Below are 14,302 nucleotides of genomic sequence, written 5' to 3' on the forward strand. Positions count from 1 at the left end.
GGCCCGAGGCGCTCACGTCGCCCGCTGCGCCCGCCGCCCGACCGGCACGGCGAGGATCGCGAGGCCCGCGGCCAGTACCGCGAGGCCGATCGCGGCCCCCACGGGGAGCTGCTCGCCGAGCAGGAACAGCCCGAGCAGGGTCGCGGTGAGCGGCTCGGCGAGCGTCAGCGTCGACACGGTCGCGGCAGTCAGGTGGCGCAGGCCCGCCGCGAAGAGCAGGTACGCGAGGGTCGTGGTGACCAGGCCCAGCCAGAGCCCCATCACGAGCCCGGAGGGCGTGGCGAGCCACGAGGCATCCGTCGCGAGCAGCAGCGGCAGACTCACCACCGCGGCGAGACCGAACTGCGCGCCCATCGCGCCCGAGCCCGACCACCCGCGCTCCAGCAGCCCCTTGCTGGCGAGCGCGTAGACGGCGTACGAGAGCCCGGCGCCGAGCGAGGCGGCGAGCCCGAGCGGGTCGATCGCGTGCTCGGCGTCGCCGCTCGCGAGGCCGAGGGTCGCGATGCCCGCGGTCGCGACGATCGTCGAGAGCGCCCAGCGGCCCGACGGGCGGTGCCCGCGGACCGCCCACTCGAGCAGGCCGGTGAGCACGGGCGCCGAGCCCAGCGCGACCACCGTGCCGACGGCGACGCCGTTGCGCTCGGTGCCCGCGAAGAACGCGGGCTGGTAGGCGAGCACGCCGAGCGCGCCCGCGACCACGATGGCAGCAGAGACGAGGCGCGCCCGGCGCGGGTCGGTCACGGGCGCCGACCCGGTGGGTGCATCGTCGAGCACGGGCATCTCGGGCACGAGCGGCTCGTCGTCGCGCGGCCGGCGGCGCGCGAGCACGAGGGCGATCAGCGCGAGCGCCCCGCCGCCGATGAGGATGCGTGCCGCGCCGAGGGAGAACGGATCGGCCTCCGGCCCGAGGGCCTGCGCCGTGCCGGTGGTGCCGAAGCACACGGCCGCCGCGAGCACGGCGAGGACTGCACGCATGGCGCTCAGTCTCGCACGCGCGCGCCGGGCGCCCGCACACGCGGCCGGAGCGACGAGGGGCGGGCGCCGGCCCTGGGGCATCCGCCGCCGTACCATGCCGCCGCACCGCGCGTGCACAGCGGACGCAGAGACAGCACCCGTAGGTTCGTCGCGTGACCCCAACGACCCCGGGCCCCGACCTCGACAGCGCTGCCGCTGCGTTCGACGGCGTCGACGACCAGAGCCTGCAGGCCCTGCGCACGCTGCAGGACGAGTTCGTGCGGTTCCTGCAGCGCTACAAGTTCGGCATCGACGAGATCGTGACGAAGCTGTCGATCCTGCGCGAGGACTTCGCCGCCTCCGACCGTGGCAACCCGATCGAGCACATCTCGAGCCGCCTCAAGTCGGCCGACTCGATCGTCGAGAAGATACAGCGCAAGGGCGTCGAGCCGACCTTCGACGCGATCCGCGAGCAGATCACCGACATCGCCGGCGTGCGGGTGACGTGCAGCTTCGTCTCCGACGTGTACCGCGTCTTCGACGTACTGACGAGCCAGTCCGACGTGCGCGTCGTGCGCGTGAAGGACTACATCGCGGAGCCGAAGGCGAACGGCTACCAGAGCCTGCACGCGATCATCGAGGTGCCGATCTTCCTGTCCGACGGCATCGTGCCGGTGCTCGTCGAGGTGCAGTTCCGCACCATCGCGATGGACTTCTGGGCCAGCCTCGAGCACAAGATCTACTACAAGTACGACGCGCAGGTGCCCGCCGAGCTGCTCGACGGGCTGAAGCAGGCCGCGGTCACGGCCGCGCAGCTCGACGCCGACATGGAGCGGCTGCACCACGAGGTGCACGGCGGCGAGGCCGTGCACCTGTCGGCCGCGTCCGACGAACCGGTGCCCGATGCCGCGGGCCAGGCGCTCGCCGAGGTGCAGCCGGGCGACCACGCGGTGCGCGCGCTGCACGACTACCGGCTCCGCACCCGGCGGGTCTGAGGCCGGGGACGCGGGCGATGGGGGAGATCGGCGCGGGCTACGACGAGGAGTTCCTCGGGGTCGCGGTGCCGCTGCCGCGGGTGACGGATGCCCCGCCGGGGCAGCACGTCCTGCTCGACTCGACGCACTTCGGCGTGCTGCTCGACACGTCGCGGCGGTTCGCCGCGGTCACGGGCGTGAACGTCGACGGCGCGGCCCTGCTCGACCTGCCGCGCGACGACGACTGGCGGCTCGACGACCGCGTGCCGGCCGACCAGCAGGCGGGCCCCGAGGTGTACCTGCGCAACGACCTCGACCGCGGCCACCTCGTGCGCCGGCGCGACCCGGTCTGGGGCGCGCCCGACGTGGCCGCGCAGGCGAACGCAGACACCTTCACCTACCCGAACGCGGCGCCCCAGGCGAGCGGCTTCAACCAGTCGCGCGAGCTCTGGCTCGGCCTCGAGGACCACGTGCTGGCCTTCGCCGAGACGACGGATGCCCGCATCAGCGTCTTCACCGCGCCGGTGCTGCGCCCGACCGACCCGGAGTACCGGGGCATCCGCGTGCCGCTGTCGTTCTGGAAGGTCGTGGCGTGGGTCTCGGGCGGCGCGCTCGTCTCGGCCGCGTTCCTGCTCGACCAGACGCCGCAGCTGAACGCGGACGAGCTCGCGCGGCGCATGGGCGTGGTGGGCGACCTCGACGTCGTGCCGCCGCTCGGCCCGTTCCGCACGTTCCAGGTGCCGGTGGCCGACGTCGCCGCCGTCGCGGGGGTCGACCTCGGCGACCTCGTACCGGCCGACGTGCTGGCCGCGCCCGCGCTCCGGCCCCGCCGCATCCGCCTCGAGTCGTTCGACGACGTCGTGCTCTGAGGCGATCCCGCGCGGGCGGGTCCCCGCCTCAGCCTTCGGCGGCCGCGGGCGGCAGGCCGACCGGCTGGGTCGGGGGCGGCACGAGCTGCGTCATCACGGCCGCGGCCTTCGGAGAGACGGCGTCGCGCAGTCGGTCGAAGTCGGCGGGTTGCACCTGGGCGATGAATGCGAGCAGCTCGAGGTAGCGATTGGTCGTGTGCGGAGTCGAGGGGAGGATCTCGGCGACTCGCAGAATGAAGGACTGGCGGACCGACCCGGCCTGCTCGATGAGTCCGCTCGGACGAAGGTCGGCGGCGGCGTCCTTCCCGACCAGCGCTCGGTGGATCGCGTTCATGCTGACGTCGACGTCGCGGGTGCAGAGGTAGGCAAGGCGGTCACCGGTGTAGACCGTCGCGCGCAGCCACGGCGCGACGAACGGCGCGAGCACCTGCTGGAGTCCGAGCCTCGTGACCGCAACGCGTGCGGGAACCCACCACGAGAATCGAGCGAGGAGGTGCCCGAACTCGGTGGCGAGCAGGAAACGCACCTCGCTCCGGCGGCGCTCCGAGTCGAGGTCCGCGATCGCCGAGCCGTCCAGGAGGATGGCGTTGACACCGAAGTAGGTGTAGGTGGCGGCGGCGGTCGCCTGCCCGCGCACGACGAAGACATCGACGCGACGGCGGTAGCCCAGTCGCGAGCGGACGTCGTCTATGACCTCCTGCAGCGCGGGGAACGACGCCGAGGTCACCGCAACAGCATGCGCGCGCATGCGCACCCGACCGATCTGGAAGTTGAGCCAGATGAAGAGCGCCACACCGACGATCGCGAGGAGGCCGCCAAGGACGGCGGGGCTGAATACGGCGAAGAGGCCGATCGCCAACACCACGCCGACTGCGGTCACGGCGAGGACGAACGCCGGCGCCTCGGACGGGTGCCGCGAGTCACGGAGGAGCTGCTCTGCGCGTGTCGCCTCATCATCGGTCTGCATGCTCATCACGGTTCCCCCCGATCGGCAGTGTGGCGGTCATGCTAGCCAGTGGCGTGGCCCGCACGGAACCCATCGAGCCGGGATTGGGCCGGCCCGGGCCGCACGTTGGCCGGGATGGCGACCGTCCCGGCATGTGCCGCGTGCGTGTTAGCGTGACGACCACAACCGAATACCCGCATCGTGGCGGGAGAGCCCGCCCGGTCCGCCGGGCGGCGCCGTAGGAGCAAGCCCCTCCCCGGGAATCTCTCAGGCACCCGTACCGCCACGACAGGGAACTCTGGAAAGCAGCAGGCCGAGGCCTGCTCACCGACGGGGCAAGGCGGCGCGAGTCGCGCGAATCTCTCAGGTCATCGACAGAGCGGGGAGGAACCACCCGACGCCGGCGCGGCCGGCCACGACCTGGGAGTTCCGATGACCTGTCCCGACGCTTCGGCACCCGAGCGGATGCCCCGGGCATCCGCACCCCTCATCGCCGGGTGCGCACCGTGCTGAGCGCACTCGACATGTTCTCGATCGGCATCGGCCCGTCGTCGTCGCACACGGTGGGGCCGATGCGCGCGGCGCGCCTGTTCGTCGACGGGCTCGCGGCCGACGGCCGGCTCGACGAGGTGGCCCGAGTGCGGGTCGAGCTCTACGGGTCCCTCGGCGCGACCGGCAGGGGGCACGGGTCGGACGCCGCGGTCATCCTCGGCCTGCTCGGCGAGCACCCGGAGACCGTCGACACCGCGACCGTGGGCGCGCGCGTGGCCCGGATCGCCGAGGAGGGCGCGCTCCGTCTCGGCGGCATCCGTGAGATCGTGTTCCGCCCCGCCGAGGACGTCGTGCTCCACCTGCGGAAGCGCCTGCCCGGCCACCCGAACGGCATGACGTTCGAGGCGTTCGACGCTCGGGGGGCGAGCGTGCGCGCGACCACCTCCTACTCGGTCGGCGGCGGGTTCGTGGCCGACGATCTCAACGGGCATCCGGCCGTCGTCGAACAGCGCGTGGAGCTCGCGTTCCCGTTCGCGACCGCGGCGGAGCTGCTCGAGCACTGCCGCCGCGAGCGGATCGACATCGCCGATGTCATGCTCGCGAACGAGCACGCGTGGCGCCCGGAGGCCGAGACGCGCGCCGAGCTGCTGCGCGTCTGGCGGGTCATGCGCGAGTGCGTCGACAACGGCTGCACGAGCGACGAGGAGCTGCTGCCCGGCTCGCTGCGGGTGCGGCGGCGCGCGCCCGGCCTGTTCCGGAAGCTGGACGCCGCGGCCGACGACGTCGACGCCATGCGCGCCATGGACTGGGTCAACCTCTACGCGCTCGCCGTGAACGAGGAGAACGCCGCCGGCGGTCGCGTCGTCACCGCCCCCACGAACGGCGCCGCGGGCATCGTGCCGGCCGTGCTGCACTACGCCGACCGGTTCGTGCGCGACCTCGACGACGACGCGGTCGTGCGGTTCCTCCTGACCGCGGCCGCGATCGGCATCCTGTTCAAGCGCAACGCCTCGATCTCGGGCGCGGAGGTCGGCTGCCAGGGCGAGGTCGGCTCGGCGTGCTCGATGGCCGCGGCGGGGCTGTGCGCGCTGCTCGGGGGCACGCCGGAGCAGGTCGAGAACGCCGCCGAGATCGGCATCGAGCACCACTTGGGGCTCACCTGCGATCCGATCGGCGGGCTCGTGCAGATCCCCTGCATCGAACGCAACGCGATCGCGAGCAGCAAGGCCATCAACGCCGCCCGCATCGCGATGCACGGCGACGGCACGCATCACGTGTCGCTCGACCAGGCCGTCACCACGATGCGCGAGACCGGCGCCGACATGAAGCGCAAGTACAAGGAGACCTCGCTCGGCGGCCTCGCCGTGAACGTCATCGAGTGCTGAGGGGCGGTCGGATGCCCCTGGGGCGGACATGCCCGCCAGACGCGAAGAAGCCCGGGCGAACCCGGGCTTCTCTTCTGGTGGCTCCGACGGGCGTCGATCCCGTGACCTCACGATTTTCAGTCGTGCGCTCTACCAACTGAGCTACAGAGCCTGGTGCATCCGAAGATGCGTATCAGGCGGGGCATCCGAAGATGTTCCCCATACGGAGATGGGCTCTCGAGGAGAGCCCATCCGCCGAAGCGACCCTGACGGGACTTGAACCCGCGACCTCCGCCGTGACAGGGCGGCACGCTAACCAACTGCGCCACAGGGCCTTGCGTATGAAATTGTATCCTTCGTTCAGCGTGACCCCAACGGGATTCGAACCCGTGCTGCCGCCGTGAAAGGGCGGTGTCCTAGGCCGCTAAACGATGGGGCCGGGTGTCGTGCTGGGCACGACCGCCGACAGCCAAGCATACGTGCACTTCCGTCAGATTCCAAAACGAGGCCGGAACCGATCGCGCGACGTGCCGGGGCGGCTCCCTCAGTCGGCCGATGAGCCCGGTAGCGTCGCGCTCGGCACGTCCCTCGTCCGGGGGCCGAGCACCACGTCGGCCGGCAATACCAAGGATCGAGCGGTCCGTTGTTACTGTGGCTGATGTTGCAGATGTGACAGATGTGACGAACGTGACCTCGCCGCCGCAGCGGCAGGATCGGGGAAGCCATGCAGGACACGGCGGGGGATGCGACGGGGGTCGCGCCGCAGCGCGCGGGCCGCGTGCGCCGGCTCGCGCCCGTGATCCGTCGCGTCGTCGGGGTGCTGGCCGCCCTGCTCATGGTGGCGACCATCTCGATCGCGACGCCCGCCCCGGCCACCGCCGCCGACTACCCCACGTGGGACGAGGTGAAGAAGGCCAAGGCCAACACCGCAGCGGGTGCGGCCGCCGTCTCGGAGATCACCGACCTCATCGCGCAACTCGAGACCCGCGTCGCCGAGACCCGGGCCGAAGCCGAGCGGCGCACCGACGAGCTGCTCGCCGCCCAGCAGGCGTTCGACGACGCGGTGCGCCGCGCCGACGAGATCCAGCAGCAGGCCGACGAGAGCGCGGCCCAGGCTGCAGAGGCCGAGGAGAACGCCGGCCAGCTCGCCGCTCAGCTGTACCGCGCGGGCGGCACCGACCTCGGCATCAACCTCATGTTCGAGGCGGGCGCGGCCGAGGAGACCGACGAGCTGCTGGCCAAGCTCGGCAACATGAGCAAGATGGTCGAGCGCGCCGCCGGCGTCTACGAGGAGGCCCAGCAGGCGGCCAACACCGCCCAGGCGCTCGGGGAGCAGGCCGCGGTCGCGCGCGACGAGCGCGAGGCGCTGCGCATCGCCGCCGAGGAGGCGCTCGTCGCCGCGCAGGAGGCGCAGGCAGCCGCCGAGGCGGCGCTGGCCGAGTCCGAGGACAAGAAGATCGAGCTGGAGCAGCAGCTCGCGTACCTCAAGGACAAGGAGAAGACCACGATCGCCGCCTACCAGGAGGGCGAGCGCAAGCGGAAGGAAGAGGAGGAGCGGCGCCGCAAGGCCGCCGAGGCGGCTGCGCGTGCCGCCGCCGCTCGTGCCGCGGCCGCCGCTGCCGCAGCCGCCGCCGCGGGAGGCGGGGGCGGGGGAGCAGGCCTGGCCGGCGGCACGACGAGCAGCCAGGGCTGGGCGGTTCCCGCGTACGGCTACATCAGCGGGGTCTACGGTCCGCGGGCGAGCATCTGCACCGCGGGCGGCTGCTCGGGCGGCTTCCACTACGCGACCGACCTCGCGACCGGCTGCTCGGCGCCCATCTACGCGGCGCACTCCGGCGTGGTCGTCTACGCCGGCTGGTCGGGCACGTACGGCAACTTCATCAAGATCGACCACGGCAACGGCATCGCCACCGGCTACGCGCACATCCGCGCCGGCGGGGTCTGGGTGGGTGTGGGCCAGACGGTGAGCGTCGGCCAGAACATCGCCAGCAGCGGCAGCACGGGCGCGTCGACCGGATGCCACCTGCACTTCGAGGTCTTCCAGAACGGCTACCGCATCAACCCGCAGCCGTTCATGGCCGCGCGCGGCGTGCCGCTGGGCTGACCGTCGCGCCCGCTGCGGACCCGTGATCTCGTCGTCGCATTTACAGACCGACCGATCAGTCTGTAGGCTGGGGGCATGCGCGAGCGAATGGATGCGGCCGAGCGACGCGAGCAGATCGCGGACGCCGCGCTGCACCTCCTCGCCACCGAGGGCGCCGATGCGCTGACCGCGGCTCGGCTCACCGAGGTGGCCGGCATCAGCCGCGGCAACCTCTTCCACCACTTCGCCACGATCGACGACGTCGTGCTCGCCGCGTTCGAGCGGTCGGTCGCGACGATCGGCAGCGTGCACGACCCGCGGGGCGGCCTGCGCGAGTGGCTGCTCGCGATGGGCGGTGACGTCGCCGGCTTCGCCGAGGAGCAGGACGCCATGATCGGCGCCACCTTCGCCTTCCTCACCCGCGCGAGGTCCGACCCCCGCCTGCGCGCCCGACTCGAGGAGCTGCTCGAGGCGACCGTCTCCGGCTTCGAGTCGGCGCTCGCGACGAGGGCAGCGGATGCCGCCGACAGCCGTGCGCTCGCGACCGCGATCGTCATCGCCGCCGACGGCGTCGCGATGCACCGCCACGTCTTCCCCGAGCGGCACGACGAGCAGCTCGCCGCCTGGCGTGCGCTCGTCGACCGCATCGCCCCGGAGCATCCGCCCGCCGCACCCGACCCGAGGAGCTGAACCCATGCACGCCGTCATCTGCGGAGCCGGAATCGCCGGCCTCGCCACCGCCATCTCGCTGCAGCGCCACGGCTGGAGCGTCACCCTGGTCGAGCACGCCGTCTCGCTGCGCGACGGCGGCTACATGATCGACTTCTTCGGGCCCGGGTACGACGCCGCCGAGCGCATCGGCATCCTCGACGACCTGCGCGAGCGCGCGCACGAGGTCGATCGCGTGGAGTGGGTCGACGAGCACGGTCGCGCCCACGCACGGCTGCGCTACGACCGCATGCGCGACGCGCTCGACGGGCGGCTGTTCTCGCTGCTGCGCGGCGACGTCGAGCGGTCGCTGCGCGAGGCCCTGCCCGCCGACGTCGAACTGCGGTTCGGCACCACCGTGACCGGTGTCACGCAGCACGACGGCGGGGTCACGGTCGAGCTCGGCGACGAGCGCGTCGAGGCCGACCTGCTGGTCGGCGCCGACGGCATCCACTCGGGCGTGCGCCGCGAGGTGTTCGGCCCCGAGGAGCGGTTCCTCCGGCCACTCGGCCTGCACACCGCGGCGTGGTTCTTCCGCAGCGACGAGGTGCACGACGCGATCGCCGACCGGTTCGTGATGATGAGCGTGCCGGGGCGCATGGCCGGCGTCTACGAGGTCGAGCCGGGCCTGTTCGCGACGTTCTTCGTCTTCGAGGAGCAGTCGACCGCGATGCCCGGCGACCCCCTCGCCGCGCTGCGCGAGCGCTTCGGCGACCTCGGCGGGTTCGTGCCCGCGATGCTCGCCGCCGACCCGGTCGACGACGTCTACTACGACGTGGTGGCGCAGGTGGAGGCGCCGGCCTGGCACGACGGCCGGGTCGTGCTCATCGGCGACAGCGCCTACGCGGTGTCGCTCGTGGCCGGCCAGGGGGCGTCGCTCGCGCTCTCGGGGGGCGTCGCGCTCGGCGAGGCGCTCGATGCTGAGTCGCTGGCGGGCGATCCTGCCGGCATCGAGGCCGCGCTGGGCGCGTTCGAGGCGCGCGTGCGGCCGTCGGTCGCCGAGAAGCAGGCGGCCGGGCGCAAGACGGCGAAGTGGTTCGTGCCCGCGACCCCGCTGCAGATCGCGCTGCGCAACCTCGCCATGCGGGTCGTCGACCTGCCCGGCATGGGCCGCCTCGTGAGCCCCGCGATCGGCGTCGACGCGAAGGGGTTCGCGCCGGCCACGCGCTGACCGCGCCGCGGAGACGACGACGGCCCGGCGCATCGCGCGCCGGGCCGTCGGTTCGAAGCAGGTGGCTCAGTGGCCGGGGAACGCCTCGTACGCCTTGGCGATGAGACGCTCGGCCTCCGCCGCATCCGCCCAGCCCTCGGTCTTGACCCACTTGCCGGGCTCGAGGTCCTTGTAGTGCTCGAAGAAGTGCTGGATCTCCTTCTTCGTGTACTCCGGCACGTCGGCGACGTCCTGGATCCAGTCCCAGCGCGGGTCGCCCGCCGGCACGCCGATCACCTTGGCGTCGCCGCCGCCGTCGTCCTCCATGAGGAAGACACCCACGGGGCGCACGGTCACGCCGACGCCCGGGAACAGCGGGTACTGGGTGAGCACGAGCACGTCGAGCGGGTCGCCGTCGTCGCCGAGGGAGTTCTCGAAGAACCCGTAGTCCGTCGGGTACATGAAGTTCGTGTACAGCACGCGGTCGAGGAAGACGCGGCCGGTCTCGTGGTCGACCTCGTACTTGTTGCGGCTGCCCTTCGGGATCTCGATGATCGCGGCGTACTCGCCCATGGTTCTCCTTGTTCTGGGGATGCCCCGGGGCTCGCGGCCGCGCGGGAAGACGGGAATAAGGTTACTTGATGCCCTCAGATCCGAAGCAGGCCGGTCGCCCCCGGCTCACGCCCGCGATCGCCGACGTGCGACGGGCGGTGCGGGGCGTGCTCGAGGGCCTCGGCGGCGGAGCGGACGGCGAGGCGGATGCCGGGGGCCCGGCCGCTCCCGCAGCCGACGCGCCGCTCGTGCTCGTCGCCCTCTCGGGCGGCCCCGACTCGCTCGCCCTCGCCGCGGGCGCCGCGTTCGAGGCGCCGCGTGCGGGCCTGCGCGCGGGCGCGGTGATCGTCGACCACGGCCTGCAGGACGGGTCGGCGGATGCCGCGGAGGCGGCCGCGAACCAGGCGCGCGCCCTGGGGCTCGACCCCGTCGTCGTCCGCACGGTCGAGGTGGCTGCGACGGGCGACGGGCCCGAGGCATCCGCCCGCACCGCCCGCTACGCCGCGCTCGATGCGGTCGCGCGCGAGACCGGCGCCGTGCGCGTGCTGCTCGGGCACACGCTCGACGACCAGGCCGAGACGGTGCTGCTCGGGCTGGCTCGCGGCTCGGGGGGAGGCAGCCTGCAGGGCATGCCCGCGACCAGCGGCAGGTACCTCCGGCCGCTGCTCGGCGTGCCCCGCCGCACGACCCGGCAGGCCTGCCACGATGCGGGGTTCGACCCGTGGGACGACCCGCAGAACCTCGACTCCGCGTACGCCCGCGTGCGCGTGCGCGAACAGGTGATGCCCGTGCTCGAGCACGCGCTCGGCCCGGGCGTCGCCGAGGCGCTCGCGCGCACCGCCGAGCAGCTGCGCGAGGACGAGGCCGCGTTCGCGGAGCAGATCGACGAGTTCATCGAGGAGATCTGCGAACCGGCCGAGGCGGGCATCGCGGTGTCGGTCGCGGCGCTCGCGGCGAATCCGGCGGCGCTGCGCCAGCGCATCATCCGGCACGTGGTCGCGAGCGAGTTCGGCACCGCGCTCTCGCGGGTGCAGACCCTCGAGGTGGCGCGCCTCGTCACCGACTGGCACGGACAGGGGCCGATCGACCTGCCCGGCTGCCGCGCCGCACGCATGGGCGCGCGGCTCGAGTTCACGGCCGCGGGCTGACGACCTCGATCGCGTCAGGCGACGAGCACGACGACGCCCGCCACCGCGGAGGCGACGCCCAGCACCATCGCGATCGCGATGAGCACGACGTGCACCGTGTAGAACGGCGTGCGGCGCCCCTCGGCGTCGCGCGCCCGCGGGTCGTTCGCGATGCGCGGGAAGAACCGCGGCCAGACGACCAGGTTGAAGACGGCGTTGGCGAACAGCAGCACGGCGGCGAGGATCTCGGGCATCACGGGCATCCTACGTGCGCCGCGGGGCGCTGCCCCGGGCGTCGGCGGCCGACCGCGGGACATGCGCCGGGGCCCACGGCCTCGTAGGCTCGTACCGAACGGCGGGCGATACACGAGGAGCAGACCCACCATGCGCGCGAGCGACATCGAAGCAGACCTGACCGAGGTGCTCTGCACCGAGGACGAGATCCACGCGAAGCTCGGCGAGCTCGCCCGCCGCATCGAGGCCGACTACGAGGGGCGCGACCTGCTGCTCGTGGGCGTGCTGAAGGGCGCCATCATGGTCATGGCCGACCTCGCCCGCGAGCTCGAGCGCCACGTGCAGACCGACTGGATGGCGGTCTCCTCCTACGGTGCGGGCACCGTGTCGAGCGGCGTCGTGCGCATCCTCAAGGACCTCGACTCCGACCTCTCGGGGCGGCACGTGCTCATCGTCGAGGACATCATCGACTCGGGGCTCACGCTCTCGTGGCTGCTGTCGAACCTCCGCACCCGCGGCGCGGCGTCGGTCGAGATCTGCGCGCTGTTCCGCAAGCCGGAGGCGCTCAAGGTGCACGTCGACGTGAAGTACGTCGGCTTCGACATCCCGAACAAGTTCGTGGTCGGCTACGGGCTCGACTTCGCCGAGAAGTACCGGAACCTCCGCGACGTGGGCGTGCTCGCGCCGCACGTGTACTCGTAGCATCCGCGCCGAGTCGCCCCGGGAGCGCCCGGAATCCCCGGTCGGACGGCGGCGCGGCACACACAGCCCACAGCGAACACTCGGCGGACGCCGAGCACCCGCGGGGTAGCCTTGCAGCACCATGAACTTCAAGAAGATCCTGCGCGGGCCGCTGCTGTACATCCTGCTCGCGGTCGTGGCCGTGTGGGTCGGTTCGAGCCTGATCACCGCCTCCGGGTTCAAGGAGGTGTCGACGCAGGAGGGCCTCGAGTTCCTCGCAGACGGCGATGTGTCGGCCGTGAAGATCGTCGACGGCGAGAACCGCGTCGACCTCACGCTCACCGAGGCCGACGCCGAGTACGGCTCGCAGGTGCGCTTCTACTACGTGACGCCCCGCGGTGAGGACGTCATCGCCGCGGTCGACGCCGCCGCCCCCGCCGAGGGCTTCACCGACGAGGTGCCCCAGTCGAACTGGTTCCTGTCGATGCTCGGCATCCTCCTGCCGCTGCTGCTGATCGGCATCTTCTTCTGGATCATGCTGTCGAGCATGCAGGGCGGCGGGAGCCGGGTCATGCAGTTCGGCAAGTCGAAGGCGAAGCTCGTCTCGAAGGAGAGCCCGAAGGTCACGTTCGAGGACGTGGCCGGCGCCGAGGAGGCCATCGAGGAGCTCCACGAGATCAAGGAGTTCCTGAAGGAGCCGGCGAAGTTCCAGGCCGTCGGAGCGCGGATCCCGAAGGGCGTGCTGCTCTACGGCCCGCCCGGCACCGGCAAGACGCTGCTCGCGCGCGCGGTCGCGGGCGAGGCCGGCGTGCCGTTCTACTCCATCTCGGGCTCCGACTTCGTCGAGATGTTCGTCGGCGTCGGCGCATCCCGCGTGCGCGACCTGTTCGAGCAGGCCAAGCAGAACGCGCCGGCCATCATCTTCGTCGACGAGATCGACGCCGTCGGGCGCCACCGCGGCGCCGGCATGGGCGGCGGCCACGACGAGCGCGAGCAGACGCTCAACCAGCTGCTCGTCGAGATGGACGGCTTCGACCCGAAGACCAACGTCATCCTCATCGCGGCGACGAACCGCCCCGACATCCTCGACCCGGCGCTGCTGCGCCCGGGCCGCTTCGACCGCCAGATCGGCGTCGACGCGCCCGACCTGAACGGCCGCCGCCGCATCCTCGAGGTGCACGGCAAGGGCAAGCCGCTCGCGAAGGGCGTCGACCTCGAGGTCGTCGCCCGCAAGACCCCCGGGTTCACGGGTGCCGACCTCGCGAACGTGCTCAACGAGGCCGCGCTGCTCACGGCGCGCTCGAACGCGCAGCTCATCGACAACCGGGCGCTCGACGAGGCGATCGACCGCGTGATCGCCGGCCCGCAGCGCCGCACCCGCGTGATGAAGGACAAGGAGAAGCTCATCACGGCGTACCACGAGGGCGGGCACGCCCTCGCCGCGGCCGCGATGAACTACACCGACCCGGTCACGAAGATCACGATCCTCCCGCGCGGGCGCGCTCTCGGCTACACCATGGTGCTGCCGCTGGAGGACAAGTACTCGGTCACCCGCAACGAGCTGCTCGACCAGCTCACCTACGCGATGGGCGGCCGCGTCGCCGAGGAGATCGTGTTCCACGACCCGTCGACGGGCGCCTCGAACGACATCGAGAAGGCCACCTCGACCGCGCGCAAGATGGTCACCGAGTACGGCATGAGCGCGAACGTCGGCGCCGTGAAGCTCGGCCAGGCGCAGGGCGAGGTCTTCCTCGGCCGCGACATGGGCCACCAGCGCGACTACTCCGAGCGCATCGCCGAGGAGGTCGACGCCGAGGTGCGCGCCCTCATCGAGCAGGCGCACGACGAGGCGTGGAAGGTGCTCAACGAGAACCGCGACATCCTCGACAAGCTGGCCGCGGAGCTCCTCGAGCACGAGACGCTCGACCACAACCAGATCGCCGAGATCTTCACGGACGTGACGAAGCTGCCCGAGCGCCCGCTCTGGCTCTCGAGCGACCAGCGCCCCGTCTCCGACCGCCCGCCGATCGCGATCCCGGTCGCGAAGGCGCCGATCGACGCCGGTGCGGTCGACGGCGGCATCGACTCCGACCCCGAGGTCGCCGCCTCGAAGGAGTCCACCCGCCCGGCGCGCTCGAACCCGCGCCCCGCGACCGCCTGACCCGGCC

General features: G+C 72.3%; 13 protein-coding genes, 3 tRNA genes and 2 riboswitches. Of the genes, 9 read left to right on the forward strand and 7 right to left on the reverse strand.

The annotated features are described in order from the left end of the window. Window positions 1–12: 12 nt before the first annotated feature. On the reverse strand, window positions 13–975 hold the full coding sequence (locus tag QMG39_RS10430; RefSeq protein WP_281884720.1) for a DMT family transporter: 963 nt from the start codon (window positions 973–975) through the stop codon (window positions 13–15). Window positions 976–1,127: 152 nt separating this feature from the next. Between QMG39_RS10430 and QMG39_RS10435 the strand changes: the two genes are divergently transcribed. Beyond that, window positions 1,128–1,949 (forward strand): GTP pyrophosphokinase, encoded by an 822-nt coding sequence (locus tag QMG39_RS10435; protein ID WP_373878321.1) that lies wholly within the window; start codon window positions 1,128–1,130, stop codon window positions 1,947–1,949. A gap of 17 nt (window positions 1,950–1,966) precedes the next feature. Then, window positions 1,967–2,797 (forward strand): DNA/RNA non-specific endonuclease, encoded by an 831-nt coding sequence (locus tag QMG39_RS10440; RefSeq protein WP_281884721.1) that lies wholly within the window; start codon window positions 1,967–1,969, stop codon window positions 2,795–2,797. Window positions 2,798–2,825: 28 nt separating this feature from the next. Here the strand turns inward: QMG39_RS10440 and QMG39_RS10445 are convergent, their stop codons facing one another. Beyond that, window positions 2,826–3,764, reverse strand: coding sequence for a M48 family metalloprotease (locus QMG39_RS10445; protein WP_281884722.1), 939 nt, complete (start codon window positions 3,762–3,764; stop codon window positions 2,826–2,828). A 174-nt stretch (window positions 3,765–3,938) separates the two neighbouring features. Then, a riboswitch (glycine riboswitch) is annotated at window positions 3,939–4,036 on the forward strand. Window positions 4,037–4,039: 3 nt separating this feature from the next. Further along, a riboswitch (glycine riboswitch) is annotated at window positions 4,040–4,123 on the forward strand. A 144-nt stretch (window positions 4,124–4,267) separates the two neighbouring features. On the opposite strand from QMG39_RS10445, the gene QMG39_RS10450 reads away from it, so the two are divergent. Then, window positions 4,268–5,620, forward strand: coding sequence for an L-serine ammonia-lyase (locus QMG39_RS10450; protein ID WP_281887247.1), 1,353 nt, complete (start codon window positions 4,268–4,270; stop codon window positions 5,618–5,620). A 75-nt stretch (window positions 5,621–5,695) separates the two neighbouring features. Here QMG39_RS10450 and QMG39_RS10455 read toward each other — a convergent pair. The 3 genes from QMG39_RS10455 to QMG39_RS10465 form a co-directional block, all read right to left on the reverse strand. Further along, window positions 5,696–5,771: transfer RNA gene (locus tag QMG39_RS10455), tRNA-Phe, on the reverse strand. An 89-nt stretch (window positions 5,772–5,860) separates the two neighbouring features. Further along, window positions 5,861–5,934, reverse strand: a tRNA-Asp gene (locus tag QMG39_RS10460). A 31-nt stretch (window positions 5,935–5,965) separates the two neighbouring features. Continuing rightward, a tRNA-Glu gene (locus QMG39_RS10465) sits at window positions 5,966–6,038 on the reverse strand. Window positions 6,039–6,323: 285 nt separating this feature from the next. Between QMG39_RS10465 and QMG39_RS10470 the strand changes: the two genes are divergently transcribed. From QMG39_RS10470 to QMG39_RS10480, 3 genes are all read left to right on the forward strand, one after another. Further along, entirely contained in the window at window positions 6,324–7,703 is a 1,380-nt protein-coding gene (locus QMG39_RS10470) for a M23 family metallopeptidase (RefSeq protein WP_281884723.1), read from the forward strand. Window positions 7,704–7,778: 75 nt separating this feature from the next. After that, window positions 7,779–8,372: a TetR/AcrR family transcriptional regulator gene (locus QMG39_RS10475; protein ID WP_281884725.1), complete on the forward strand. Its 594-nt coding sequence runs from the start codon at window positions 7,779–7,781 to the stop codon at window positions 8,370–8,372. Between the two features lie 4 nt (window positions 8,373–8,376). Further along, window positions 8,377–9,561 carry an FAD-dependent oxidoreductase gene (locus QMG39_RS10480; protein WP_281884727.1) on the forward strand — a complete coding sequence of 395 codons (1,185 nt, stop codon included), beginning with the start codon at window positions 8,377–8,379 and terminating at the stop codon, window positions 9,559–9,561. A 66-nt stretch (window positions 9,562–9,627) separates the two neighbouring features. Here QMG39_RS10480 and QMG39_RS10485 read toward each other — a convergent pair whose 3' ends face one another. Continuing rightward, window positions 9,628–10,113: an inorganic diphosphatase gene (locus tag QMG39_RS10485; protein WP_281884729.1), complete on the reverse strand. Its 486-nt coding sequence runs from the start codon at window positions 10,111–10,113 to the stop codon at window positions 9,628–9,630. A gap of 68 nt (window positions 10,114–10,181) precedes the next feature. Here QMG39_RS10485 and tilS point away from each other — a divergent pair, with 68 nt between their 5' ends. Next, window positions 10,182–11,240 carry a tRNA lysidine(34) synthetase TilS gene (gene tilS / locus QMG39_RS10490; RefSeq protein ID WP_281884731.1) on the forward strand — a complete coding sequence of 353 codons (1,059 nt, stop codon included), beginning with the start codon at window positions 10,182–10,184 and terminating at the stop codon, window positions 11,238–11,240. Between the two features lie 14 nt (window positions 11,241–11,254). Here tilS and QMG39_RS10495 read toward each other — a convergent pair whose 3' ends face one another. Next, complete coding sequence (locus tag QMG39_RS10495; protein ID WP_281884733.1) at window positions 11,255–11,473, reverse strand: SCO4848 family membrane protein; 219 nt, start codon at window positions 11,471–11,473, stop codon at window positions 11,255–11,257. A gap of 130 nt (window positions 11,474–11,603) precedes the next feature. Between QMG39_RS10495 and hpt the strand changes: the two genes are divergently transcribed. Then, a complete protein-coding gene (gene hpt, locus QMG39_RS10500) occupies window positions 11,604–12,155 on the forward strand; it encodes a hypoxanthine phosphoribosyltransferase (protein WP_281884735.1) in 552 nt (183 codons plus the stop codon). Window positions 12,156–12,276: 121 nt separating this feature from the next. Further along, window positions 12,277–14,295 carry an ATP-dependent zinc metalloprotease FtsH gene (gene ftsH / locus QMG39_RS10505; protein WP_281884737.1) on the forward strand — a complete coding sequence of 673 codons (2,019 nt, stop codon included), beginning with the start codon at window positions 12,277–12,279 and terminating at the stop codon, window positions 14,293–14,295. The last annotated feature ends 7 nt before the right edge of the window (window positions 14,296–14,302 follow it).

The sequence above is a fragment of the Agromyces rhizosphaerae genome, from assembly GCF_027925245.1.
In the GTDB taxonomy this organism is placed as follows: Bacteria; Actinomycetota; Actinomycetes; order Actinomycetales; family Microbacteriaceae; genus Agromyces; species Agromyces rhizosphaerae.